The organism is Nonomuraea sp. NPDC050540 (assembly GCF_044457485.1).
GTDB lineage: Bacteria > Actinomycetota > Actinomycetes > Streptosporangiales > Streptosporangiaceae > Nonomuraea.
In genome coordinates, this window is record NZ_JBITHA010000007.1 from 332,546 (window position 1) to 355,588 (window position 23,043).

At 72.0% G+C, this 23,043-nt stretch carries 20 protein-coding genes; 8 read left to right on the forward strand and 12 right to left on the reverse strand.

What is annotated here, in order from left to right:
* The first annotated feature begins 8 nt into the window (after positions 1-8).
* From ACIBI5_RS25855 to ACIBI5_RS25875, 5 genes are all read left to right on the forward strand, one after another.
* On the forward strand, positions 9-1,847 hold the full coding sequence (locus tag ACIBI5_RS25855; RefSeq protein ID WP_397250918.1) for a hypothetical protein: 1,839 nt from the start codon (positions 9-11) through the stop codon (positions 1,845-1,847).
* 103 nt (positions 1,848-1,950) lie between these two features.
* Positions 1,951-2,871 (forward strand): ABC transporter ATP-binding protein, encoded by a 921-nt coding sequence (locus ACIBI5_RS25860; RefSeq protein WP_397250920.1) that lies wholly within the window; start codon positions 1,951-1,953, stop codon positions 2,869-2,871.
* Between the two features lie 26 nt (positions 2,872-2,897).
* Positions 2,898-3,665, forward strand: coding sequence for an ABC transporter permease (locus ACIBI5_RS25865; RefSeq protein WP_397250922.1), 768 nt, complete (start codon positions 2,898-2,900; stop codon positions 3,663-3,665).
* A gap of 22 nt (positions 3,666-3,687) precedes the next feature.
* Positions 3,688-4,929 (forward strand): sensor histidine kinase, encoded by a 1,242-nt coding sequence (locus ACIBI5_RS25870; RefSeq protein ID WP_397250924.1) that lies wholly within the window; start codon positions 3,688-3,690, stop codon positions 4,927-4,929.
* Positions 4,926-5,561: a response regulator gene (locus tag ACIBI5_RS25875; RefSeq protein WP_397250926.1), complete on the forward strand. Its 636-nt coding sequence runs from the start codon at positions 4,926-4,928 to the stop codon at positions 5,559-5,561. The genes ACIBI5_RS25870 and ACIBI5_RS25875 overlap by 4 nt, the downstream gene beginning before the upstream one ends.
* An 8-nt stretch (positions 5,562-5,569) precedes the next feature.
* On the opposite strand, the gene ACIBI5_RS25880 is transcribed toward ACIBI5_RS25875, so the two are convergent.
* The gene (locus ACIBI5_RS25880) at positions 5,570-6,577 is read right to left on the reverse strand and encodes a TerC family protein (RefSeq protein WP_397250928.1); all 1,008 of its coding nucleotides are present in this window, start codon (positions 6,575-6,577) and stop codon (positions 5,570-5,572) included.
* 350 nt (positions 6,578-6,927) lie between these two features.
* Between ACIBI5_RS25880 and ACIBI5_RS25885 the strand changes: the two genes are divergently transcribed.
* Complete coding sequence (locus tag ACIBI5_RS25885) at positions 6,928-7,377, forward strand: nitroreductase family deazaflavin-dependent oxidoreductase (RefSeq protein WP_397251320.1); 450 nt, start codon at positions 6,928-6,930, stop codon at positions 7,375-7,377.
* A gap of 4 nt (positions 7,378-7,381) precedes the next feature.
* Here ACIBI5_RS25885 and ACIBI5_RS25890 read toward each other — a convergent pair whose 3' ends face one another.
* The 5 genes from ACIBI5_RS25890 to ACIBI5_RS25910 form a co-directional block, all read right to left on the reverse strand.
* Positions 7,382-8,005: a hypothetical protein gene (locus ACIBI5_RS25890; RefSeq protein ID WP_397250930.1), complete on the reverse strand. Its 624-nt coding sequence runs from the start codon at positions 8,003-8,005 to the stop codon at positions 7,382-7,384.
* 85 nt (positions 8,006-8,090) lie between these two features.
* Complete coding sequence (locus ACIBI5_RS25895) at positions 8,091-11,321, reverse strand: S8 family peptidase (RefSeq protein ID WP_397250932.1); 3,231 nt, start codon at positions 11,319-11,321, stop codon at positions 8,091-8,093.
* Between the two features lie 178 nt (positions 11,322-11,499).
* Positions 11,500-12,171 carry a response regulator gene (locus tag ACIBI5_RS25900; protein WP_397250934.1) on the reverse strand — a complete coding sequence of 224 codons (672 nt, stop codon included), beginning with the start codon at positions 12,169-12,171 and terminating at the stop codon, positions 11,500-11,502.
* Between the two features lie 115 nt (positions 12,172-12,286).
* Entirely contained in the window at positions 12,287-13,543 is a 1,257-nt protein-coding gene (locus ACIBI5_RS25905) for an aspartate aminotransferase family protein (RefSeq protein WP_397251322.1), read from the reverse strand.
* A gap of 2 nt (positions 13,544-13,545) precedes the next feature.
* Positions 13,546-13,926: a RidA family protein gene (locus tag ACIBI5_RS25910; protein ID WP_397250936.1), complete on the reverse strand. Its 381-nt coding sequence runs from the start codon at positions 13,924-13,926 to the stop codon at positions 13,546-13,548.
* A 185-nt stretch (positions 13,927-14,111) separates the two neighbouring features.
* Here ACIBI5_RS25910 and ACIBI5_RS25915 point away from each other — a divergent pair, with 185 nt between their 5' ends.
* Both ACIBI5_RS25915 and ACIBI5_RS25920 read left to right on the forward strand, forming a co-directional pair.
* On the forward strand, positions 14,112-14,885 hold the full coding sequence (locus tag ACIBI5_RS25915) for an IclR family transcriptional regulator (RefSeq protein WP_397250938.1): 774 nt from the start codon (positions 14,112-14,114) through the stop codon (positions 14,883-14,885).
* 71 nt (positions 14,886-14,956) lie between these two features.
* Entirely contained in the window at positions 14,957-16,411 is a 1,455-nt protein-coding gene (locus ACIBI5_RS25920; protein WP_397250940.1) for a M81 family metallopeptidase, read from the forward strand.
* On the opposite strand, the gene ACIBI5_RS25925 is transcribed toward ACIBI5_RS25920, so the two are convergent.
* Genes ACIBI5_RS25925 through ACIBI5_RS25950 form a run of 6 tightly spaced genes read right to left on the reverse strand, consistent with a single transcriptional unit; the run spans position 16,398 to position 23,039 of the window.
* Entirely contained in the window at positions 16,398-17,114 is a 717-nt protein-coding gene (locus tag ACIBI5_RS25925; RefSeq protein ID WP_397250942.1) for an NAD-dependent epimerase/dehydratase family protein, read from the reverse strand. The two genes, ACIBI5_RS25920 and ACIBI5_RS25925, sit on opposite strands and share 14 nt — an antisense overlap.
* A complete protein-coding gene (locus ACIBI5_RS25930) occupies positions 17,114-18,385 on the reverse strand; it encodes a mandelate racemase/muconate lactonizing enzyme family protein (protein ID WP_397250944.1) in 1,272 nt (423 codons plus the stop codon). Before ACIBI5_RS25930 ends, ACIBI5_RS25925 begins: the two co-directional genes overlap by 1 nt.
* A complete protein-coding gene (locus ACIBI5_RS25935; protein WP_397250946.1) occupies positions 18,382-19,143 on the reverse strand; it encodes a creatininase family protein in 762 nt (253 codons plus the stop codon). Before ACIBI5_RS25935 ends, ACIBI5_RS25930 begins: the two co-directional genes overlap by 4 nt.
* On the reverse strand, positions 19,140-20,054 hold the full coding sequence (locus tag ACIBI5_RS25940) for a Gfo/Idh/MocA family protein (RefSeq protein ID WP_397250948.1): 915 nt from the start codon (positions 20,052-20,054) through the stop codon (positions 19,140-19,142). The genes ACIBI5_RS25935 and ACIBI5_RS25940 overlap by 4 nt, the downstream gene beginning before the upstream one ends.
* Positions 20,051-21,154 (reverse strand): Gfo/Idh/MocA family protein, encoded by a 1,104-nt coding sequence (locus ACIBI5_RS25945; RefSeq protein ID WP_397250950.1) that lies wholly within the window; start codon positions 21,152-21,154, stop codon positions 20,051-20,053. Before ACIBI5_RS25945 ends, ACIBI5_RS25940 begins: the two co-directional genes overlap by 4 nt.
* 7 nt (positions 21,155-21,161) lie before the next feature.
* Entirely contained in the window at positions 21,162-23,039 is a 1,878-nt protein-coding gene (locus tag ACIBI5_RS25950; RefSeq protein ID WP_397250952.1) for a glycosyl hydrolase family 28-related protein, read from the reverse strand.
* Positions 23,040-23,043: the final 4 nt, after the last annotated feature.

Below are 23,043 nucleotides of genomic sequence, written 5' to 3' on the forward strand. Positions count from 1 at the left end.
GGTGACCGATGGCCGACAAGGTACGGGTCTGGCTCAACAGGGGCGGCATCATCAACACCGGCGACGGCGCCCTCAACATCGTCAACAACATCGTCCAGGCTCCACCTCCGGTCCCGGCCGCCACGGTGCAGGCCCGGCCCCGCCTCGTGCGGCTGCGCTCGACCCGCGCGGCCGCCCGCCTGTTCGTCGGGCGGGAGAAGGAGCACGCGGCACTGGCCAAGGCCCTGAGACGGCGTTCCGGCGGGAACGCCCAGGTCCTGACCGGGCTGGGCGGGATCGGGAAGTCCACGCTCGCCCTGCGGTACGCGCTGGCCCAGGTCGGCCGGCACAACCCCCTCTGGTGGATCGACGCCGAGGATCCGGCCCAGATCGACTTCGGCCTGGAAGCGCTCGCCAGGCAGCTGCACCCGGAGGGCTCGCCGGAGCGGCCCGTCGAGTGGGCCAGGCAGTGGCTCGCCAGTCACACCGGCTGGATGCTGATCCTCGACAACGTGACCCGCCCGCCGGAGGTCGCGGAGCTGATCGGCTCGCTTCCCGGCGGGCGGTTCCTGGTGACCAGCCGCCAGGGCGTCGGCTGGGAGGACATCGCCACCCCCATCCGGCTGGGCGTGCTGTCCGCAGGCGATGCCGTAAAGATGCTGGACAGGCGGGTGGCGGATCGCGGCCTGCTCGACGGCGGCGAGGAGCTGTGCGCGGCGCTCGGCGGGCTGCCGCTCGCGATCGAGATGGCCGGGCACTACATGGCCCAGAACCACGTCTCCGCGCGGACGTATCTGCGGCGGCTTTCCGGCGACGGCGCGGTGCTGGACTGGACGCACACGGGCGGAGATCTCGACCGGACCGTCGCGCGGACCTGGCGGGTCACCCTGGACCGGATCGCCGCCCGGCACGGGCCGCTCCCGGGGCGGGTCCTGGGCGCCCTGGCCTGGCTCGGCCCCGACGACATCCCCATCAGCCTGCTCCCAGACGACTCCCAGGCCGCCGCCGGGCACCTCGCCGCCTACGGGCTGGTCACCCGGTCCGGCGACGCGCTCTCGGTCCACCGGCTCGTCCAGGCCGTCAGCCGGGATCCCGGGGCCCGCCATGGGGCGGGCCGGACGTTGCGGACCGCCTGGACCGACGGGCCGGAGCCGGCGGCCCGGCTGGCTCCGCACTTCGCCGCCTTCATCGCGGCAGGCGGCCTCGCCGAGCTCGACGACACCTCGGCCGATCTCGCGGTCGCCTACGCCATCCACCTGGCGCGTACCGTGTCGAGGCAGGAAGGCATAGCCTTCCTGGACAGGACCATCACCGCGCACGAGGGATCCGGCCACCCGGCCCTGCTGTCCATGCGGACGACCCTGGCCGTTCTGCGCACGCCGCTCGATCCTCTCGAGGTCTCGATCGGCGCGTTCGAACGGCTCGTCGCGGACAAGCAGCGGATAATCGGCCCCGGAGCCCTCGACACCCTGGAGACCCGGCTCGAACTCGCCGGCCTGTATGCCCGGCGCGGCGAGGACCACCGCACCTTCGCCCACTACCGGCGGCTCGCCACCGACGCCGAACGGGTCCTGGGCAAGAACCACTCCCTCACCCTGCAGACCAAGTGGGACCTGGCCGAGGCCTACCTGAACGCCGACCGGACGTGGCGGGCCGGCCACACGATCGTGGTGCTCGTGCTCTGGTTCTCGGTCCTCACCGGCCTCGAGGAGACGCGCGGCCGGGACGACGAGGTGACCCGCCAGATCGGCGTGACGATCGCCAGGTATGTGAGCACGCTCGCGCTCCACGAAGATCCGGGAACCAGGAGGGTCCTCCGTCTGGTCGGCGCCGCCGAACGCATCCGCCGCCGGCTGAAGGGCGCGTGACGACTCCGCCGTCCGGCGGGCGGTGATCCACCGATCGGTGGACCGGCAAACCCCGCCCCCTGGCCGATGCCGGAAAAGCGCTGGTCATAGCAGGCTGAGGCGCATGCCACCAGTCATCGAGGTACGTAACCTCCACAAGCGCTACGCGGACAAGGTCGCCGTCGACGACGTCTCGCTCACCATCCAGGAGGGCGAGATCTTCGGCATCCTCGGCCCGAACGGCGCCGGCAAGACGACGACCGTGGAGTGCGTCGAGGGCCTGCGCACGCCGGATCGCGGTGAGATCAGGGTGCTCGGGCTCGACCCCCTCCGGGACCGCGCCGAGCTGACCCGGCGGCTCGGCGTCCAGTTGCAGGCCGGCCACCTCCCCGAGCGGCTCCATGTCGCCGAGGCCCTGGAGCTCTACAGCTCCTTCTACCCTCAGCCCGCCGACTGGCGCGCGCTGCTGGACGACCTGGGCCTGGCGGACAAGGCGAAGACCAGGTACGGCAAGCTGTCCGGCGGCCAGAAACAACGGCTCTCCATCGCGCTGGCGCTCATCGGCGGCCCCCGGGTGGCGATCCTCGACGAGCTCACCACCGGTCTCGACCCGCAGGCCCGGCGCGACACCTGGGACCTGATCGAGGGCGTACGCGCCCACGGGGTGACGATCGTGCTGGTCACCCACTTCATGGAAGAGGCGGAACGGCTCTGCGACCGGCTCGCGCTGATCGACGCCGGCCGCGTCGTCATGGTGGACACCCCGGCCGGTCTGACCGAGCGGGCGCGCATCGGGCAGCGGATCCGGTTCCGCCCGTCCAGGCCGATGGACGACCGCCTGCTGACCGGCCTGCCCGACGTCTCCGGCGTCACCCGCCAGGGCGAGCTGGTGATCGTCAGCGGATCCGACAACGCGCTCAACGCCGTCACCACCGTGCTGGCCCGCAACCAGATCGTGGCCGAACGGCTCCGCGTCGAGCAGGCGAGCCTGGAGGACGCTTTCGTCCAGCTGACCGGCAGGCGCCTCGAATCCGGCCCCCGCTAACCGATCACCGAGAGGACTTCACACCCATGTCAACCCTGCGTACCGCCGAGCCGGCTTCCGCCACGTGGCGGCTCGTCAAGGCCGAGAGCACCTTGTGCGTCCGGGACAAGGTCGCGCCCCTCTGGGGCATCGGCTTCCCGCTGATCCTGCTGATCATCCTGGGCAGCGTCCCCGATCTGCGGGAACCCGTGGCGGCCGGCGGCGGCCTGACGTACTTCGACCTCTACGTTCCTGTTCTGATCCTGTTCAATCTGGCCATCCTGGCCACGGCCTCCCTGCCGACGACGCTCGCCGGCTACCGGGAGAACGGCGTGCTGCGGCGCATGCGGACCACGCCGGTCGGGCCGGCCCGCGTGCTCGCCGCCCAGCTCGTGGCCAACTTCGCCATCGCGGTCATCGCGATGGTCCTGTTCCTCGCGACGGCCTGGGTCGGCTTCGGCGTCGACCCGCCGAAGCACCCTGTCGGTTTCGCGCTCGCCTGGCTGCTCGCGGCGGCCGCGCTGCTCTCGATCGGCCTGCTGATCACCGCGCTCGCGCCGGGCCGTGCTCCGGCGACGGCGATCGGCACGGTGCTGTTCTTCCCGTTGATGTTCTTCGCCGGGCTCTGGATGCCGATCTCGCAGATGCCGCCGCTGCTGCGCGACATCGCCCACTACACCCCGCTCGGGGCGGGCATGCGGGCGTTCCAGGACGCCTACCTGGGTGACTTTCCGTCGGTCGTGCCGCTGCTGACGCTGGCGGCCTATGCGGTGGTGTGCACGTTCGCCGCGGTCCGCTGGTTCCGCTGGGAATAGAATCTCGCGGGGAGAGGGAGTTGTGAGCAGGAAGATCTCGATTTCGCGGGAGCCGCCGTTCCTGCTGGTCAACGTGGTGCCGTACGCGCTGCTGGTGCTCCTTGTCGCGATTCTGCTGATCGTGGAGGACTGGGCGGGCGGCTCCCTGCTCGTCGACCTCGGCCTGTGCGGGCTGGCGGCCGCGTGGATGCTCGGCATGTTCACCCTGCGTCCCGGCTGGCGGAACCGGCCGCGAATCATGGGAGTGTTCGTCGCGGGGGTGCTCGTGATCACCGCGGTCCTGGTGGCCCGCCACCCCGCTTTCGGGCTCTTCACCCCCGCCGCGTACATCTACTCCTTCACCGTCCTGCGCTGGCCGTGGCGGCTGCTGGGCGTCGCCGCCGCGGCCGTCCTCGCCGGTACGGCGCAGGCCTCCGGCATCCCCAAGACGGACGCGCTCGGCCTGGCGATGCACGTGACCATCATCGCGTTCAACATCGCCCTGATGTGCGGCTGCGCCTGGGTCCTGCGGCTCGCCGAGAAGGAAGAGGAGCGGCGCGAGCAGACGCTCGAAGAGCTGAGCAGGACGAACCGGCTGCTGGAGGCGTCGCTCGCCGAGAACGCCGGTCTGCACGCCCAGTTGCTCGCCCAGGCCAGGGAGGCGGGCGTACTCGATGAACGCCAGCGGATGGCCCGCGAGATCCACGACACCCTGGCGCAGGGGCTCACCGGCATCATCGCGCAGCTCCAGGCGGCCGAGCAGATGCACGAGGTCCCGGCGCCGTGGCTGCGGCCGTTCGAGGCCGTGAAGAACCTGGCGCGGGAGAGCCTGGCCGAGGCGCGGCGCTCGGTCGACGCGCTGCGGCCCGAGCCGCTGCGGACCGCGCGCCTGAGCGACGCGCTCGTCGCCGTCGCCGGCCGGTGGTCGAAGCTGCACGGCCTGCCCGTCCAGGTCACGACGACCGGGACGGCGCGGCCGATGGCGCCCGAGGCCGAGTTCGCGCTGCTGCGCACGGCGCAGGAGGCGCTGGCCAACGTGGCCAAGCACGCGGGCGCCAGCAGGGTCGGCGTGACGCTGTCCTATCTGGAGCAGGAGGTGGCACTGGACGTGCGCGACGACGGCAAGGGCTTCGACCCGGCGATCCTTGAGGACGGCGGGTTCGGCCTGACGATCATGCGGCAGCGGGTGGAAGGGCTGTCCGGCAGCCTGCGGATCGAGTCCGAGCCCGGCGCCGGCGCCGGCATCTCGGCCTGCGTCCCCTGTCCCGCCGGGAGCGGCGTGTGATCCGGCTGCTGATCGCCGACGACCATCCTGTCGTCAGGGACGGGCTGAGCAGCATGTTCGCCTCCGCGCCCGGATTCGAGGTGCTGGGCGCGGCCGCGGACGGCGCCGCCGCCGTACGGCTCGCCCAGGAGCTGCGGCCCGACGTGATCCTGATGGACCTGCGCATGCCCGGCATGGACGGGCTGAGCGCGATCGTCGAGCTCGCCCGGCTCGGTGTCACCGCGCACGTGCTGGTGCTGACGACCTACGACTCCGACACCGACGTGCTGCCGGCGATCGAGGCGGGCGCCACCGGCTACCTCCTCAAGGACTCCCCCCGCGAGGAACTGCTGCGCGGCGCGCAGGCCGCGGCCAGGGGCGAGAGCGTGCTGTCCCCGACCGTGGCTGCCCGGCTCATGAACCGGATGCGGGCGCCCGCGCCGCAGCTGCTCAGCCCCCGCGAGCTGGAGGTCCTCGAACTGGTGGCGGCGGGCAACACCAACCGCGAGGCGGCCGCCCGCCTGTTCATCACGGAGGCGACCGTCAAGTCCCACCTGCTCAACGTCTACACCAAGCTCGGGGTGAACGACCGCGCCGCCGCCGTCACCGAGGCGTTCCACCGCGGCCTGCTCGTTCCGCGCACGGACTCCTGACCGCGAGGTCAGGGCCGCGGGGGTTGCGGGCTGCCGGTTCGCCGGTTGGCGCTCAGGCTGGTGATCGTCACGAGGGCCAGGACCGCGATGATCACGCCGAGTGACATCAGGGTGGGGATCTCGGGGATGACGGGCCAGATGCCGTGTGCCCAGTGCAGCACCAGCTTGACGCCGATGAACGCCAGGATGACGGCCAGACCGTGGTTGAGGTGGCGCAGTCTGGCCAGGGCGCCCTGGAGGACGAAGTAGAGCGCCCGCAGGCCGAGCAGGGCGAAGGCGTTGGTGGCGAAGACGAGGAAGGGGTCCTCCGTGACGCCGTACACGGCCGGCACGGAATCGACGGCGAAGACGATGTCGGTGACGAAGACGGCCACCATGGCCAGCGCGAGCGGCGTCAGCGCCCGGCGCCCGCCCTCCCGCACCACCAGATGTGAGCCGCGGTAGTCGTCGGTGACCGGCATGAGGCGGCGCAGCAGCCGTACCGACCGCATGCGGGAGATGTCGACCTGCTGCTCGTGCCCGGCCAGCGCGTCCTTCATCACCTTGCCCGCCGTGACGATGAGGATCGCGCCGAACAGCAGGAACGCCCACGTCCCGCTCTGCAGGACGGCCGCGCCCAGCGCGATGAAGATCGCGCGCAGCACGAGCGCGCCGATGATGCCGTACAACAGCACCCGCTGGGCGTACACGGCCGGGACGGCGAAAGCCGACAGCAGCAGCATGAAGACGAACAGGTTGTCCACCGACAGCGACTTCTCCACCACATACCCCGTGAAGAACTCCACCGCGATCCCGGACCCGAACGCCTGCCACAGATACACGCCGAAGCCCACCGGCAGCGCGAGGTAGAACAGCGACCACCCCACGGCCTCACGCATGCGCACCTCGTGCGGGCGCCGCGTCAGGACGAAATCCACGCTCAGCAGTACGGCCAGCGCGGCCACGGTGATCGCCCACAACGACGGTGTGCCGATCGTCGGCAGGTCGGCGGAAAGAGCGGTTGCCACAACAGGCACGGAGAGCCTCCTCGAACGTACGCGGCCGTTCGAGGTCTCCTTCACCCGCGTGGACGCGGGCGGCCGTCCGGGGACGTCCCATCACGTCCGTACTGACCGGGGCGGCTCTTACGAAGTACTCCCCTCGCGCTGCCAGCCTAGTTCAGGGTCCAGGGTGACAAAGACCCTGGCCACGGACACGGCGCCTGAGCGCGAGAGCCCACGCCCTCGGCACGATGTTCACGGCTGACGGCCTCCCCATACGCGCAGGGATGTGTTGTGATCGTCTGGTGAGACTGACTGTGCCCAGACGCGCGGTCGCTGTGCCGAACTCCGCAACATCATCCGTAGGCGACGATGGGATGGACGCGATGCCTGGTGAGGGCGAGTACGAGCCGAGTCCGCGGCAGTGGGTGCGCGAACAGGTCGAGCTGTACGAGAGCTCGGGCGGCACCGAGGGGACGACGCTCTGGGACACGGGACTGCCCGTGATCATCGTCACGATGCGTGGCGCGAAGAGCGGCAAGATCCGCAAGATCCCGCTGATGCGCGTGGAGCACGAGGGACGGTACGCGGCCGTGGGCTCGAAGGGCGGCTTCCCGACCCACCCGGTCTGGTACTTCAACCTCAAGGCCGACCCGCACGTGGAACTCCAGGACGGGCCCGGCCTCCAGACCATGACGGCCAGGGAGATCACCGGCGACGAGAGGGCCGAGTGGTGGGAGCGGGCGGTCGCCGCGTTTCCGCCGTACGCCGAATACCAGGAGAAGACCGACCGGTTGATCCCCGTCTTCGTGCTGGAGGCGGCGACCGGGAGCTGACCAGTTAACGGGCGCCGAGGGAGCGGATACTGGCGAAGCGGTCGAGGGCTTGTTCGAAGGCGGCCGGCGAGATCGTCACGCCGCCGCTGAACGGGAAGTCGAGCTGGTAGACCAGGAACAGCACCATGCCCACGAGCCCTCCGACCACGGCCGCCATAGTGATGTGCACCTTGCGGACGGGGCCGCCGCAGACGACCGCCGGCACCACGGCGGTGAGCCCGCGGCCGGCCAGGGCGATCCACAGCAGGGGCGGCACGCCGGTGTCGGCCACCTGTGCCCTGGTCCCGCGGGCGTCGAGGACGGCCTGCATGCGGCTCATGGCCTGCCCGTAACGGGTGGAGGCGGCGGCGGTGCCCGGCTCGATGGTCTGGAAGAAGGCGCGCATCTGCTCGACCGAGCGCCAGGCCGCCGGTGACAGCGTCCGCTGCTCGGCCATGAGCGGCCATTCCTGGCGGATCACCGTGGTGGTGTACTCGCCGGCCAGGCTCCGCAGCTTCTCGCGCTGCGGCTCGGGCAGGCTGCGGGAGTACCAGGAGACGTCGACCAGGTTGCCGGCCTCGGTGGAGCTGGTCTGCGTGGCCGAGTTGACCTGATTCCAGGCGGCGACGCCCACCAGGGCAACGAACATGAGCTCTCCCCTTCTGTAACGAATTACATATAGAGAGTATTGGCTGATCCGGTGGAGCTGCGGTTCCACCGGATCAGCCCGGGGCTCAGCGCACCCGGAACGCGCGCTCGACGGTCTGGGTGACCGTGGCGCCCGCGCTGTCGCGTGCCGAAAGCCGCAGGGAGACCGTGTCGCCCGAACGCGGCAGGTTCAGCAGCAGCGCGTGCCAGCTGTCACGGCCCGTCGGCACGACCGCGACCCGGTGCCAGGACGTCCCATTGGTGGAGACCTCCGCGGTGACCTTGGTGATCGGCTTGGTCGCGCCCTCCATGCGCTGCAGCCGTAGCGGCAGGGTCATCAGGCCGGGGCGGGTGGCGTTGTTCAGGTCGAGCTTGGGCTCGGCCCGCAGGACGAACACCGGCACCGGGCCCGCGCCCGCCGAGGTGAACGACCACTCGGTCGTGAGCTTGGACGACAGCTCGGTCGCCCTGGGGTCGGCCGTGCCCTCGACGCGGAGCTGGAAGCGCCCCGAGCCGGGCGTGACGGGCAGGCTCACGGTGTAGTTGGGCAACTGGGCGGCCGTCGCGACGACCTTGCCGTCGCGCAGCAGCGTGGTGGTGCCGTCGCCGTAGTCGCTGCCGCCGGTGACGCGGTCGCGCCCGGCCGCGTGCCACAGGGGCAGGTTGCCCACCTCGAACTCGGTGTCGGTCCTGGTGATCAGGGTCCGCTCACGCAGGGCCGTACCCACGACCCCCGAGTTCCAGCGCTCGTGCTCCTCGCGTCCGGCGCGGAAGGTACGCGCGTCGGCGTGCTCGATCGTCTGGTGAAGCCGTCCGTTCGGCATCGTCTCGAAGGCGCGCTCCCAGGGGAGGCCGGGAGTGAAGTACCAGGCTTGGGTCACGGGCAGCGCGGTGACCACCTGGCTCCAGCCCGTGAAGCCTTCGCCGAGAGGTCCGCCCGCCGTGGGGCCCGCGCCCGGCGCGCCGGTGGCACCGGCCCGCAGGGTGGCGAGGTCGGCGCGTACCTTGCCGAGCTCGCGGTCACGCGTGCGCAGCTCCCCGGGAACGAGGCCGTCCTTGCGCAGCACGAGGTTGTACACGTACGGGCTGCCGGTGAACGTGCCGTCCGAGCGCAGGGCGGCGAGCTGGGTGAACTTCTCGAAGCGGAACCCGGACGTCTTGTTCGTGGTGGGCGCGACGCGGAAGCGCAGCGGGTCGGGCGGGACGTTGCGCGGCAGGGAGAAGCGGTCGATGGAGAAGCTCGCCGCCCACTCCTGGCCGTCCTGCCGCTTCTGGAAGAAGACGAACTCCTCGCCCGCCGTCCTGGCGTCGGGCCGGTCGGTCTTGACCTCCATCATCTTGGCGGTCCTGGCGTCGAAGACGACCTCGCGGTCGGCCTTCACGTCCAGGCCGGTGATCGGCACGACGCTGAGTTCCGCGTGCCCGTCGTCGAACTGGGTCCGCATGACGGTGTAGGCCAGGTAGCGGCCGGCCGGCACGCGGATCGGGCCCTCGCTGTCGCCGTGGTTGATGCCCATCTGGATGAGCGGCCCGCCGTTCTCGGGCATCAAGGTCATCGGCATGAAGTCCTCGGAGTCGTCGGGGACGGTGCCGAGCTGGTCGATGAGCTTGACGTGCAGGTCGTAGCTCTCCGGTTCCTTGCCGAAGCTGACCAGAGTCGACAGGGTCACGCCCTCGGAGGAGGCGGTGATCCGCCCGCCGTACGCGGTGGTGGAGGCGGCCTTGGGCGCGGCGGTCACGGTGACCGGGGCGGTGCCGCCGGCCGGGACGGTGACCTGCGCGGCGCTCAGCGTGAACACGCCCTGCGGCGCGGCCTTGCCCTCAAGGTCGGTGGCCTCCAGCGCGAGGTTCAGGGTGACGGGCGCGGTGCCGGCGTTGCGGTAGGTGAGGGTGCGCTCGATGGCCTTGTCCTCGTACGGCCAGCGCAGGTGACCGAAGGCGACCGTGCCCGCGTCGGCCGTGACGCTCTGCCGTACCGCGCCGGCCACGTCGAGACGGCCGGTGCCGTACTCCCAGACGCTGCCGCCGGTCTTGGCCGAGGCGACCAGGGCGGACTTGAGCTCGCGCGAGGTCCAGCCGGGGTGCTGCTGGGCGAGGATGGCCGCGGCGCCCGCGACGTGCGGGGTGGCCATCGAGGTGCCGGACATGCGCACGTGCTCGGCGCCGCCCGCCTTGGCCGCGGCGATGGCCACGCCGGGAGCGGTCAGGTCGGGCTTGAGCGCGAAGTCGCCCGCCCGGGGACCACGGCTGGAGAAGCTCGCGAGCTTGTCGTCGAAGTCCACGGCGCCGACGGTGAGCGCCGCGTCGGTGCTGCCGGGGCTGCCCAGGCTGCCCGGACGGGGGCCTTCGTTGCCCGCCGCGATGACGAAGAGGATGTCGCGCTCGGCGGAGTAACGCTCGACCGCCTGCTCCAGCGGGTCCAGGCCCGCCTGGTCGGGGGCGCCGAGGCTCATATTGATGATCTTCGCGCCCTGCTGGGCGGCCCAGTCGATGCCCTCGATGATGTCGGAGGTGTAGCCGCTGCCCCCGTCGTCGAGCACCTTGCCGTTGAGCAGCCGGACGCCCGGCGCGACGCCCTTGCGCGCGGGCGTGCCCGTCGCGCCCTGACCGGCGATGGTGGAGGCCACGTGGGTGCCGTGACCGGCACGGTCCATGGCGTCGGCGCTCTCGCTGAAGTTGGCCGACGCGTCCACGCGCCCGGCCAGGTCGGGGTGGCGGTCGTCGACGCCGGTGTCCAGGACGGCCACCTTCACGCCCTCACCGGTGAAACCGGCCTTCCACGCCTCCGGCGCGCCGACCTGGGGCACGCTGCGGTCGAGGGTGGCCTTGACGGGCGCGTCCAGCCACACCTTCTGCACCGACCGGTCCTGGCTGAGGTGAGCCCAGGTGGCGCCGGCCGTGGCGACGGCGTTGATGGAGGCCAGCGGGCGGGCGCCCGACAGCGCTGTCATCGGTGCCGCGCCCTGGCGGTACTGCACGATCAGCGGCAGCTGCTTCTCGCCGAGACCGTCCTTGATCAGCTGCGGGACCCGGAAGAGGTTGCGGTCGAGCACTCCCCTGGCCACGTCGCCCGCGACGTCGAGCGGGATGAGCGTCCAGTCGTCCTTGGTGCCCTCGGTGATGTAGCGGACGTTCGTCCGGCCGGGGCCGGCCGTGAAGGTGATCCGGCCGCGGTCGACGCTCACCCGGTCGCCGGTGACCAGCGTGACGCTCTTCGCGGCGGCAGTGTCGGGTGGGGGTGATTCCGCGCTTGCCGACGGGGTCGCGGCCAGGGCCGCCGCGAGGACGGCCGCCGCGACTAAGGTTCTGCCTACCATGATGGTCTTCCTCTCTTCCTGACGAAGAGAGTCGATCAAGGGTGAGATCCCCCGACAAGTAGTCACGGTGGCGGTTTCGGTCATGTCATAACTCCGCCACCGGGCACTCATGGGCTCGGGGACGCCGACCTGCGCGTTCGCGTACCCGGTCGAAGGCGGCCTGGGCCACCCTGCGGGGTCAGGCGTCCTGCCGTGTCGGCTGCCCGAGCAGGCCGCCCTCCACCGCGGCGACCGCCGCCTGCACCCGGTCGCGCACGCCGAGCTTGGTGATGATCGCGGCCACGTAACCCTTCACGGTCGACGGGCTCAGCCCGAGGCGGGCGCCGATCTCACTGTTGCTCAGCCCTCGGGCCACCTGGACCAGCACGTCCTTCTCCCGGGGGGTGAGCATGCCGAGCTGGTCGCCGTGCGCCGGGCGGGGATCCGTGGTGAGCAGGTGGGTGATCATGCTTCCGGTCACCGACGGGTCGAGCAGCGCGCCACCGGCGGCCACCACCCGTACGGCGTCGATGATGCGCTCCGGCGTGCTGTCCTTGAGCAGGAATCCGGCCGCCCCCGCGCGCAGGGCCCCGAAGACGTGCTCGTCCATGCCGAACGAGGTGAGCACGACCACCCGCGTACCCGGCGCCTCGGCCAGGATCCGCTTGGTCGCCGCCAGCCCGTCCATGCGCGGCATCCTGATGTCGACGAGCGCCACGTCGGGACGGAGTGACACGGCCAGGTCCACCGCGTGCTGCCCGTCCGCGGCCTGCCCGGCCACGCGCAGGTACGGCTCCGCCGCCAGCACCGCGACGATCGCGGCACGGACCATGGCCTCGTCCTCGGCGACCAGCACCGACGTCGGGTTCACGCCGGCGACCAGACGCGCACCGTGCCGCCCGAGTCCGCCGGCCCGAAACCCCCATCCATGGGACACACCCTACGAAGAGGGTCTTATGGTTTCTGTGAGCCCGGTCTTCCGCGGGCTACAAGTCGTTCTCGTGCTTCAGGGCCTCGTCGACCCGGTCGAGCACGTCGGTCAGCTCGGCCTCACCGTGGGCGGCCGAGACATACCAGATGCCGCGACCGGCCACCCAGACGCCGTGCGCGGCCAGGGTACGGGCGAATCGGGCGTACCTGGCCAGGTCGAGCGCGTGGAGTCCGGTCAGGTCGTGGACCGGCCGCGGTGGCCCGAAGCTCACGTGGAAGGCCACCGGCAACCCCTGTATCCGCAGCGGCACACCGTGCCGCCGTCCCAGCTCGGCCAGCCCCGCCATCAGCCGGCGCCCGTGGTCCTCGACGCGCGCGTACGGCGGAGCCGAGGTCAGCGTGTCGAGCGTGGCGACGACGGCGGCCGCGGCCATCGTCGAGGCGTTGAACGTGCCGGAGTGATTGACCTCCCCCGTGCCGAACCTGGCCATCAGGTCGCCCCGCCCCGCCAGCGCGCTGACGGGCCAGCCTCCCGCCAGCGCCTTGCCGTACACGGCGAGGTCGGGTGTCACGCCGAAGTGCCCCGCGGCGCCGCCGAGCGCCAGGCGGAACCCCGTGATGACCTCATCGAAGACGAGTACGGCGCCGGCGCGTTCCGACAGTTCGCGCACCAGGCCGAGGAAGCCGTCCCTGGGCGGGATGGCGCCCGCGTTGCACATCATCGGCTCGCAGATGACGGCGGCGATCTCGGCGCCGTGCCGGTCGAACAGGGCCGTGAGGGCCTCGGCGTCGTTGAAGGGGACCACCAGCCAGTCCGCGAGCGCGCCGGCCGGCTGCCCGGCGGACGCGGGCCCGTGGCCGCCGTTCGCGAAGTCCATCAGGACGTTGTCGAGCCAGCCGTGGTAGTGGCCGGCGAATCTGACGATCCGCCGCCTGCCGGTCGCGGCGCGCGCCAGCCTCAGCGCGGCCTGGACGGACTCGGTGCCGGAGACGCCGAATCGGACGGTGTCGGGCCAGCCGGTCGCCGCGATGAACCGCTCGGCCGCCTCGACCTCCAGTGGATGCTGGGCGCCGAAGACCATTCCCGACCGGGCCGCTTCCGCGACCGCGGCCGACACCCTCGGGTGGGCGTGGCCGAGGAACGCGGGGCCTTGGCCGAGCAGGTGGTCGACGTACTCCCTGCCGTCCAGGTCCCACAGGCGCGCGCCCTCGCCCCGCCGGAAGAACACGCGTGGCGCGCCGAGCCGGACGTTGGAGCTGACCCCACCGGGGATCACCCGCTCCGCCCTGGCCGGCAGACCTTCGGCGAGCATGCTCACGGGGCGCCTTCCAGCAGCAGGATCGCGTCGACCTCGAGGGCGAATCGCGGCAGCACGGCGGGGACCGTGGTCCGCGCGGGGTAGGGCTTGGACAGGCGCTGTTCGCAAACCTCGTTCCACTGCGCGAAATCGGCGAGGTCGTTCAGGAAGGCGCCGAGCCTGACGACCCTGCCGAGGTCGGCGCCCGCGGCCCTGGCCAGCGCCTCCAGGTTGTCGAACACCACGTGCGCCTGCTCCGCGAAGGTCCCTCCGGCCAGGTTGCCCGACCCGTCGAACGGGCCCTGCCCCGAGATGAAGAGGAACCCGCCTGCGCGGATCGCCGGGGAGTAGGGGCCGGCGGGCGGTCCGCAGTCGGGACTGATGACAGCTTCGAACACTGCAGTCACGTTCCATTCACTGAAACTAGAATTCCGATAGGTAGACCAAATCGCACCGGATCGTGGAAGTCAAGACCGAGGATTTCTGTCACCTGGAATCGCGCTTTTATCTGTTGGAGCGAAACTTGCTATCGTCTTGCTGGTATCTCGACCGTTTCGACCATCGTTCGACCATCGGAGGAAGCGTGCAGGTGGTGAAGCGGGAGGCGACGTACCCGATCAGGGCCGTCGACCGCGTCTGTGACGTGCTCGACCTGCTCCAGGAGTCGCCTGAGGGGGTGTCGCTGACGCTGGTCGCCGAGCGCACCGGGCTGCCCAAGAGCTCGGCCATGCGCTACCTCATGGCGCTGGAGGCCCGCCGGTACGCCGAGCGCGACCCCGCCGACGGGACCTACCGCCTGGGCATCGCCTTCAGGTTCGACCGCACGCGCTACCTGGAGCTGGTGCGCAACGCGGCCGAGCCGTACCTGGTCAAGCTGCGTGACCGCTTCCACGAGACGGTCAACCTGGGCATGCTCTACGGGGCCGAGATCGTCTACGTGGCCGTGGTGGAGAGCGAGCGGTCGGTCAGGCTGTCGGTGGACGTGGGCGCCAGGGCGCCGATCCACTCCACGGCGATCGGCAAGGCGATCGCGACCCAGCTCGACGAGCACCGGCTGCGCGAGATCCTGGGCCAGGCCGGCATGCCGGCCATGACCGACGACACGATCACCGACCCCGACGCCTACGTGGCCGAGGCCGCGAAGGTCGCGGCCGAGGGCTACGCCGTCGACGACTGCGAGGACCAGCCCGACGGGCGGTGCGTGGCCGTCCTGCTGCCCGAGGTGCCCGTGCCCTCCGCGCTGAGCGTGAGCGCCCCCGCCTCCAGGTTCGCCGTGGAGGACGCGGCCCGCATCGCGCACCACCTGCGCAAGGCGGCGCAGGAACTGGCCGAGACGATCCGCGCGCTCCCCGCTTGACGCGGCCCGGGGAGCGCAGGCTAGTTTGAACCAGCGAAACAGCGGTTCCGTCTGACGAAATGGCGCTCCCCATGACCCGGCACCGAGTCGGCATCGCCGGCCTCTGGCACGAAACCAACACCTACGGCCCCCACCCGGCCGACCTCGCCGCCTTCGAGGCGTTCGAGCTCCTCACGGGGACGGCGATCGTCGAGCACCACGCCGCCACCCGGTCGGTGATCGGCGGCTTCCTCGGCCACACGGACTTCGACCTCGTGCCGGCCTTCTCCGCGGGCGCCTGGCCCTCGGGACCTGCGCCGGCCGCCACGCTGGCCGTCCTGCTCGACGGGCTCACCGGCGCCCTGGCCGCGGCGGGCCCGCTGGACGGGCTCCTGCTCAACCTGCACGGCGCGATGGTCGCCGAGGGCTGCCCGGACGTGGAGGCCGAGGCGCTGCGCAGGATCCGCGCCCTGGTGGGCGACATCCCCATCGCGGCCGTGCTCGACCTGCACGCCAACCCGTCCCCCGAGTTCGCCGGCCTGTGCGACATCGCGCTCAGCTACGACACCTACCCGCACGTGGACATGTGGGAGCGCGGCAAGGAGGCGGCGGAACTGCTGGCGCTGGCGCTGGACGGCCGCCCGCTGGTGACCGTGGTGGCGAAGGCGCCGCTCCTGACCTGCCCGCTGGCGCAGGCCACGGACGCCGAGCCGATGCGCGGGCTGCAGGCGCGGGCCACCGCCAGGGCGCGCGCCGCGGGGCTGCTCAGGGCCGGGGTCACGGCCGGATTCGCCTACAGCGACGTGGCCAGGGCCGGGATGAGCGTCCTGGTGGTCGCCGACGCCGGCCTGGCCGCCGCGGCGCGCGCGGTGGCCGGTCGGTGCGTCGAGGACATCGAGGCGCACGCGGACGCCTTCACGGTGGAACGTCCCGGCGCCGGGAACGCGGTGGCCCTGGCGATCGAGGCGGCCCGCGCCCCTGACCGGCGGCCGGTCGTGCTGGCGGACCTGGCCGACAACATCGGCGGAGGCAGTGCGGGCGACGGGACCGCGCTGCTGGCGGAACTGCTCGCCCAAGGCGCGGAGAACGCCGTCGTGGTCATCGCGGACGCCGAAGCCGTCGCGGCGGCGGCCCAGGCGGGTCCCGGCGGCCGGGTACGGCGGGCCGTCGGCGGCAGGTCCGACCGCCTGCACGGCGAGCCCGTCCCCGTGGACGCGACCGTGGTGTCGGTCTCCGACGGCCGCTACACCACCCAGGGGACGTGGATGACCGGTCAGAGCTTCGACATGGGGCCCAGCGCCGTGCTCGCCGTGGACGGGGTACGCCTCGTGGTGACCACCAGGCCCACCCCGCCCTTCCACCGCGAGCAGGTGACCTCGCAGGGCATCGACCCCGCCGAGGCCGGCATCATCGTGGCCAAGGGCGCGGTCGCCTGGCGGGCCGCCTACCCGGACGCCAGGACGGTCATCGAGGTGGCCACCCCGGGCGCCTGCGCGGTCGACCTCACCCTCCTGCCCCGTACGGCCACGCCGCTCAGGGTGGTGTGAGGGGCCGCGCCCGGGGTTCCCAGCCGAGGGCGTCCCTGGTCGGATGCCAGTCCAGGTACTCGCGCTCCCGGTCCCCCGTGACCGGGTAGGCCCCGAAGGGCCCGCGGTGTTCGAGCGCGGCGAGGAAGGCGCGCGCGACGTCGCCCGCCGCGGTGCCGACCACCCGCTCCGGCATGGAGGCGCAGCTCAGCCACTCCTCGTCCGGCATCGGGGCGGCCAGCCGCAGTGCGACGACGTGCATCGCGTGCTCGCGCGCCGCGGCCTCGCACACCTGCTCGCCGAGCCGCTTGGTCAGCCCGTAGGCGTCGACCTCGTCGGCGGCGGGATCGGCCGCGTAGTCCCGGTGCAGGTAGCCGGCGAACACCGACATGCTGCTGGCGTACACCACATGCCCGGCCCCGGCCTTCGCCGCGGCGGAGAGGGTCAGGTACAGGCCTTTCACGGACACGTCGAAGTGGCTGATCGCCCAGCCGGGGCCGTCCCGCCAGCCCGCCTTGCGTCCCATCGCCAGGTACACCACGGCGTCCTGGCCCTCCACCGCCGCCGCGACCGCCTCCGGGTCGGTGACGCTGCCCGCCAGCCAGTCGCCCTCACGCGGGTCGGGAACGCGCGGGTCGAACAGGCGCAACTCGTGCCTGTCCGACAGGGCGGGGGTGATCATCCGTCCCACCTCTCCCGCGGCGCCGACCACCAGAACCCGCATCACCGCACCCCCGCGTCCCAGACCGGGGCCACGGCCGCCCTGCCGTACAGGCCGTCGAAGGTGGCGCTGCCGTCGTCACCGGTCACCACCAGCCGCGCGCCGCGCGGCTGAACCGGCATGGTCCCGATGTAACGGCACTCGTCGAACAACTGCGTGATCGTCGCGTAGTGCCTGGCCCTGCCGTCGCCGAGGTCGAAGGTGAGCAACCGCCGCGGATACTCCACCGTGTACGGCGCGGCCATCCGGTACCTCTCCAGCGCCGCCTCGTCGACGGTGACGCCGAGCCCCGGCCCGCCCGGGATCCTGGCGTAGCCGCCCCGGATCTCGATCGGGTCCTCGATCAGGTCGTCGGAGTAGACGTTGAGGCAGGTCACGGCGGGCCATCTGGCATGTGTCAGCACCCCGCCCAGGTGCAGCGTGAACGCCGTCGTCAGCCCGGCGCCGACCACCTGGAGCCAGCAGTTCTTCTGGAACGCGGCGGCGTGCTGGCCCTGCGCGAGCAGCCCGGAGACCCCGGCCAGGCACAGCACGAACCCGTCGAGCGCGTCCTGCCTGATCCATTCGGGCAGGAGCGTCTTGGTGTAGTGCTCGGCCAGCGGCCGGTCCACGCGGGCGCGCAGCGACCTGAAGCCCGCCACGTCGTCCTGCTTGATCGGCGACTCGTAGATGCCCACGCGTTCCTCGCGGTCGAGCTCGCGCAGCACCTCGACGGCCTGCCCGGGGGTGAGCAGCATGCCGTTCCAGTCGATGTCGAGGGCGAAGTCCGGGGGCGTGACCCCGGCGATCGCGGCGACCTGCTCCCTGATGTCGAACCAGGGCCTGGCCTTCAGCTTGTGTGAGCGGTAGCCCTCGGTCAGCGCCTCGGCGGCCTCCTGCGCCAGCACCTCGGCGGGCATCTTGGTGCTCCACCACGAGATCGGGCACCAGTCACGCACCAGCGGCAGGTTCAGCAGCCGGTGCATCGGCACGCCCAGCGCCTTGCCGACGATGTCGAACAGCGCCATCTGCAGCCCGGCGCCGAGGCTGTCGTCGGCGAGGAACTCCGCCGGGTTGCCGCCGGTCACCCTGGCCGCCGCGGTCTCGGAGACCGTCTGCCACGTGTAGTGCGGGAGCGTCTCGCCGTACCCGACGATGTCGGGGTCGTCGGTGCGCACCCTCAGCACCTCGATCACCCCGAACTGGCCGACCAGCAGTTCGTTCCACGGCCGCGCGCGTTCCCTGAAGGGCACGCGCACCACCACGCGCTCGACGTCCACGATGCGGAGCTTCATCGGCGCACCCGCCCCGCGGCGAAGCGGCGGGCGAACCCGATCGCGCGCCCATAGGCGGCCTCGACGATCTTCTGCCCCATCTCGGCGCCGGCCAGCCGGGCGTCGCCGAGCGCCCCGCTGTCCGTCCAGGTCTCGAAGGCGACCGGCAGGTCGACCCGGCCGGACGGGGGGTCGGTGTCCCGGTCCGGCGGCGCGCCGGGCGCGGGTGGACCGATCAGGTCCGGGCGGACCAGGTGCGGCGCGATCGCCATCGCCACCGACGTCTCGCTCTGGCAGGCGTGCCCGTAGCGGCCCTCGGGGATCAGCTCGGCGATCGTGTCGGCGGCCAGCAGGGCCCACATCAGGTGGGCCATCTCGACGCCGTGATCCCTGCGCAGTTCCCTGGCCGCGAGCCTGATCGGGTCGGTGTTGCCGCCGTGGCCGTTGACGACCAGGATCCTGCGCAGCCCGTGGTGGGCCAGCGACTCGGCCAGGTCCGCGAGCAGCGCCAGGTACGTGGCCGGCCTGAGGGTGAGCGTGCCGGGGAAGGCCAGGTGGTGCTCCGACAGCCCGTACGGCACGGGCGGGCACAGCACGGCCGCCGCGCCCAGGTCGGCGGCGAGCCTGCGGGCGAAGGCGTCGGCGATGCCCATGTCGGTGTCCAGGCTCAGGTGCGGCCCGTGCTGCTCGCACGCGCCGACCGGCAGGATGGCCACGCCGGCCGCGGCCAGCGCCCGCCCGGCCTCCTTCGTGGTCATCCTGGCCAGCTCGTTGGTCATGCGGTACTCCAGGTGGCGAGGGCCCGCAGCGCGGGCAGGACGGCGGTGATCGGCAGCGGGACCGGGCGGCCTTCCGCGACGGCGGCCACGAACGCGGCGTCCTGGGCGGCCAGGCCGGCGCGTTCCATGGCGTCGTCGCCGCCGCAGCCGGCCAGGACGCCCGAGGGGCCGAGCAGCGAGCCGCCGGTCAGGGTCAGCGTGGTGTCCTCGGCGATCAGCAGCAGGTCCCTGACCGCCGAGCGCGAGTGGTAGGACAGGGACAGGGTGGCCAGGCCGCCGCCAGGCGTGGTCAGGACGGCGCCGGCGTCCATCGGCCTGCCGCTCCCCCGCCAGGCGGGGCCGCGCGCGCCCGCCACCTCGGCGTCCGCGTCGAGCAGCCACAGGGCGGCGTCGACCAGGTGGGCGCCGTGGTGCCACAGCACGTCGTCGGTCCAGCCGCGGGTGTCGGCCTGGCGCAGCATCAGCGTGCGGCCGACGGCGTGGCGTACCCGCAGCCCCGATTCCACCAGGTCGCGAGCTCTGCGGTACGGCGGGCAGAACCGCAGCGTGTGGGCCGCCATCACCTGCCTGCCCGAGTCGTCGGCGACGCGGACCACCTCCAGCGCGTCGGTGAGGCTCATGGCGACGGGGACCTCGCACAACACATGACACCCCGCGCGCAGCGCGGCGAGCGTCTGCGGCACGTGGAACACGTTCGGCGAGCAGATCACCACCGCGTCGAGCCCGGGGGCCGACAGCAGCGCGTCGAGGTCGGGATGCGCGGCGGCGCAGCCGTACCGCTCGGCGAAGCGCGCGGTCGCGGCCGGGTCGGGCCCGCACACGCCGGCCAGCCGGGCGCCCGCCGCCCGCAGCGCCACCGCGTGCCGGGCCGCGATCGCCCCGGGCCCGGCGATCCCCACGGTGATGGTCATACGGTCGTCATCCGGCCCGTCCGGCAGGATCGCGCGGCGGCCAGGCAGAGCCGGGCGCTGAGCAGCCCCGCCGACAGCGGCGAGCGGCTGTCCGGCGCGCCGTGGCAGGCGGCCACGAACTCCCTGGCCAGTTCCAGATCGCCGCCGAAGTGCTCGTCGCCGGTCTCCGCGCGGCCGCCGTGCTCGGTGACCGTGCCGCTCATGTGGTCGATGAGGGTGACGCGGCCGGTGTACCAGTCGAAGCTGATCGTGCCCTTGTGCCCGATCAGCGTGGCTCCCCGGGCGGCCGCCCGCCCGCGGGAGTAGAAGTTCTGCGAGTAGGACACGTGCAGGCCGGACTCGTAGCGCACGAGCGCGCTGCCGGAGTCGTGATTGCCCACGTCCTCGCCGTAGACGCACCTCCAGTCCGCCGTCGCCTCCCGGCCGCCCGGCCCTTCCGGGCAGGTGTGCCGCAGGTCGCAGTCCGAGCAGCGCAGCCCGGCGGGCATCGTGCCGCCGAAGACCGTCCGCGACTCCATCGCCACGACCTCCAGCGGACGCCGGCCGATCAGGTAGGTGAGGTAGTCGAAGTCGTGCGTCGCCTTCTGCAGCCAGAGCCCGCCGGTCAGCGCCGTGTCACGCATCCATCCGTGGAAATAGGACGCCACCGCGTACGCGGGCACGTTGTTGACCGCCTGGACGTGCGCGACCTGCCCGATCACGCCCTCGTCCAGCAGCCCGCGCACCGTGCGGGCCAGGCTGGACAGGCGCAGCGGGAACGACACCACGACCGGGCTCGTCGCGCCCTCGGCGGCGGCGGCCAGCGTGTCGTACTGCGCCCGGTCGATCGCCACCGGCTTCTCCAGGAACAGGGGCAGTCCGGTGGCCAGGACCCGCAGCGCCATCGGGGTGTGCAGGTCGCACCGGGTGCCGATGAGCACGCCGTCCAGGTCGGCCGAGTCGAGCATCGTGGCGGCGTCGTCGTAGCGGTCGGCGCCCTCGGGCGCTCCCGCCGCCGGGTCGGCGATCGCCACCACCCTGGCCCCGGGGTCCACCCGCCCGACGGCCGACAGCACCGCTTTGATGCGCCGGCCGTAGCCGATCACGCCCAGCCTGGTCATTCGCGTCTCACCTCAGGTGGTTCTGGTAGGGGGCGCCGAGTTCGCTGAGCACCGGCGCGGCGACCCGCAGCGTGCCGGCCGACAGCTTCCTGACGCCGAACTTGACGACGCCCGTCGCGGGTAACCGGTCGACGTAGGAGACCAGGCGCCAGGCCGTGTCGTGGGTCACGGCGCCCGCGTGCAGCACGTTGTCCCAGAGCTGCCCGCCGGTGCCCGCCGCGTCGACCCGCAGGTAGCAGGCGAAGTAGACGTACTTGCCGGCGAGTTCCGGGTTGGCGGCCAGGTCGAGGGGGAAGCCGAAGTAGTCCGTGTCGCCGGCGCCGTTCAGGGTGAAGACGGCCTGCCTGCGGTGGGTCGTGGCCGCCGCCGCCCAGGTGCCGCCGCCCGCCGACCCGACCATGACGAACCCGGACAGCGGCGGCGCGTAGTTGACCGGCGCCACGCCGTCGATGAGCGCCGTGTGGAACGTGGTGGTGGAGGCCGATCCCAGCTCGTCGATCTCGATGGGGTCGAGGACGGCGTGGGCCGCGTGCGGGCTCCAGATCGCGTTCCCGCGCTGGAGCACGCCGTTGACCTTCGCGCCGCCCGAACCGCCCGTCCGGTTCGTGCCGGTCTTGAGGAGCACGTACCGGGCGACGCCCGTCGTCTGGTAGCGCAGCACCGTGGTGCCGGAGATCTCCAGGGCCGCGTCGGCCGAGTAGCAGACCACGATGTGCTCGGCGGTCGTGGGCGCGACCACGTTGTCGGCGAAGCGGATCGTGCCCACCGGGTAGGCGGTGTTGACCACGCCCGCGGTGCCGGACCCGTTGACGATCACGCTGGCCTTCACCGTCCTGGCGGGGTCGGTGAAGGTGTAGCCGGTGGTGCCGTTGTTCTCGAAGTAGTTGCCGACGATCTGCAGCGGGCTGACGTAGAAGCGCACGAAGATCCCGGCGACCAGGTTGTCCTCGATCGTGCAGCCGTTGATCCTGACGCCGAGACAACTGTGGTCGAGGTTGATGCCGATCTTGGCGTTGTCGAAGATCTTGGTGTTGGTCACGTTGAACGCGTTGGTGCTCGCCGCGCCGACCCGGATGCCGTCGCCGGAGTTGCTGGAGAACTCGCAGGTCTCGACGTCGTTGCACCAGCCGTTGCCGATGTACAGGCCCGCGGTGGCCGTCCGCTTCACCAGGATCCGGCGGAACAGCGTGTGCGCGACGGACAACGCCTTGATCCCGTACGGCACCCTGCCGCCGCCGTCGACGGTCAGGTCGGAGAACTCGTACCTGTTGCCCACGACGTTCTCGGTCAGGGTGAAGGCGAAGACGGCCTCCATACCCGCCGGAGGCGTCGCCGGGGCGGTCACCAGCGTGTACTTCGCCTGCGTCAGCGCGCCGTCCGAGCCGAATCCGTCGCCGACGATCCGGATGGGCGCCTTCGCGGAGTCGATGACGATCGTCTTGCCGACCAGATACTTGCCGGTGGGCAGGTACACCACTGCCCCCGCGAGGCTCTGCGCGGCGGTCACCGCCGCCTGGATCGCGTCGCTGTCGTCCTTGACGTTGTCGCCCACCGCGCCGAACCAGCGCACGTTCAGCGGCCCGTCGAAGATCCGCAGGAAGCGCTGCCCTCCGTTCGACACCAGGACGGTCGCGCCGTTGTCGTCCACGGCCGTCGAGCTCCCCCGGTAGGAGAAGACGCCTTCCTTGCCGGGGTCGGTGACGTAGAAGTGGGTGGCGGCGGGGGCCGCCGTCACGAGCTTGAGCTGGTCCAGGGTGGTGGCCGGCAGGCCTTCCGGTACGGCGGCGGCGTGCGCCGTACCCGGCAGGAGAGCGGCGGCCACCCCCGGCACGGCGATCGCGGCCAGCGCGCCGCGCCTGCTGAGGGGGGCGGGGTGCTCGGTCATGGCA

Coding starts and splice junctions, on each gene's coding strand:
- ACIBI5_RS25855 (WP_397250918.1), top strand. CDS start 9: ATGGCCGACAAGGTACGGGTCTGGCTCAACAGGGGCGGCATCATCAAC.
- ACIBI5_RS25860 (WP_397250920.1), top strand. CDS start 1,951: ATGCCACCAGTCATCGAGGTACGTAACCTCCACAAGCGCTACGCGGAC.
- ACIBI5_RS25865 (WP_397250922.1), top strand. CDS start 2,898: ATGTCAACCCTGCGTACCGCCGAGCCGGCTTCCGCCACGTGGCGGCTC.
- ACIBI5_RS25885 (WP_397251320.1), top strand. CDS start 6,928: ATGCCTGGTGAGGGCGAGTACGAGCCGAGTCCGCGGCAGTGGGTGCGC.
- ACIBI5_RS25890 (WP_397250930.1), bottom strand. CDS start 8,005: ATGTTCGTTGCCCTGGTGGGCGTCGCCGCCTGGAATCAGGTCAACTCG.
- ACIBI5_RS25895 (WP_397250932.1), bottom strand. CDS start 11,321: ATGGTAGGCAGAACCTTAGTCGCGGCGGCCGTCCTCGCGGCGGCCCTG.
- ACIBI5_RS25905 (WP_397251322.1), bottom strand. CDS start 13,543: ATGCTCGCCGAAGGTCTGCCGGCCAGGGCGGAGCGGGTGATCCCCGGT.
- ACIBI5_RS25920 (WP_397250940.1), top strand. CDS start 14,957: ATGACCCGGCACCGAGTCGGCATCGCCGGCCTCTGGCACGAAACCAAC.
- ACIBI5_RS25925 (WP_397250942.1), bottom strand. CDS start 17,114: ATGCGGGTTCTGGTGGTCGGCGCCGCGGGAGAGGTGGGACGGATGATC.
- ACIBI5_RS25930 (WP_397250944.1), bottom strand. CDS start 18,385: ATGAAGCTCCGCATCGTGGACGTCGAGCGCGTGGTGGTGCGCGTGCCC.
- ACIBI5_RS25935 (WP_397250946.1), bottom strand. CDS start 19,143: ATGACCAACGAGCTGGCCAGGATGACCACGAAGGAGGCCGGGCGGGCG.
- ACIBI5_RS25940 (WP_397250948.1), bottom strand. CDS start 20,054: ATGACCATCACCGTGGGGATCGCCGGGCCCGGGGCGATCGCGGCCCGG.
- ACIBI5_RS25945 (WP_397250950.1), bottom strand. CDS start 21,154: ATGACCAGGCTGGGCGTGATCGGCTACGGCCGGCGCATCAAAGCGGTG.
- ACIBI5_RS25950 (WP_397250952.1), bottom strand. CDS start 23,039: ATGACCGAGCACCCCGCCCCCCTCAGCAGGCGCGGCGCGCTGGCCGCG.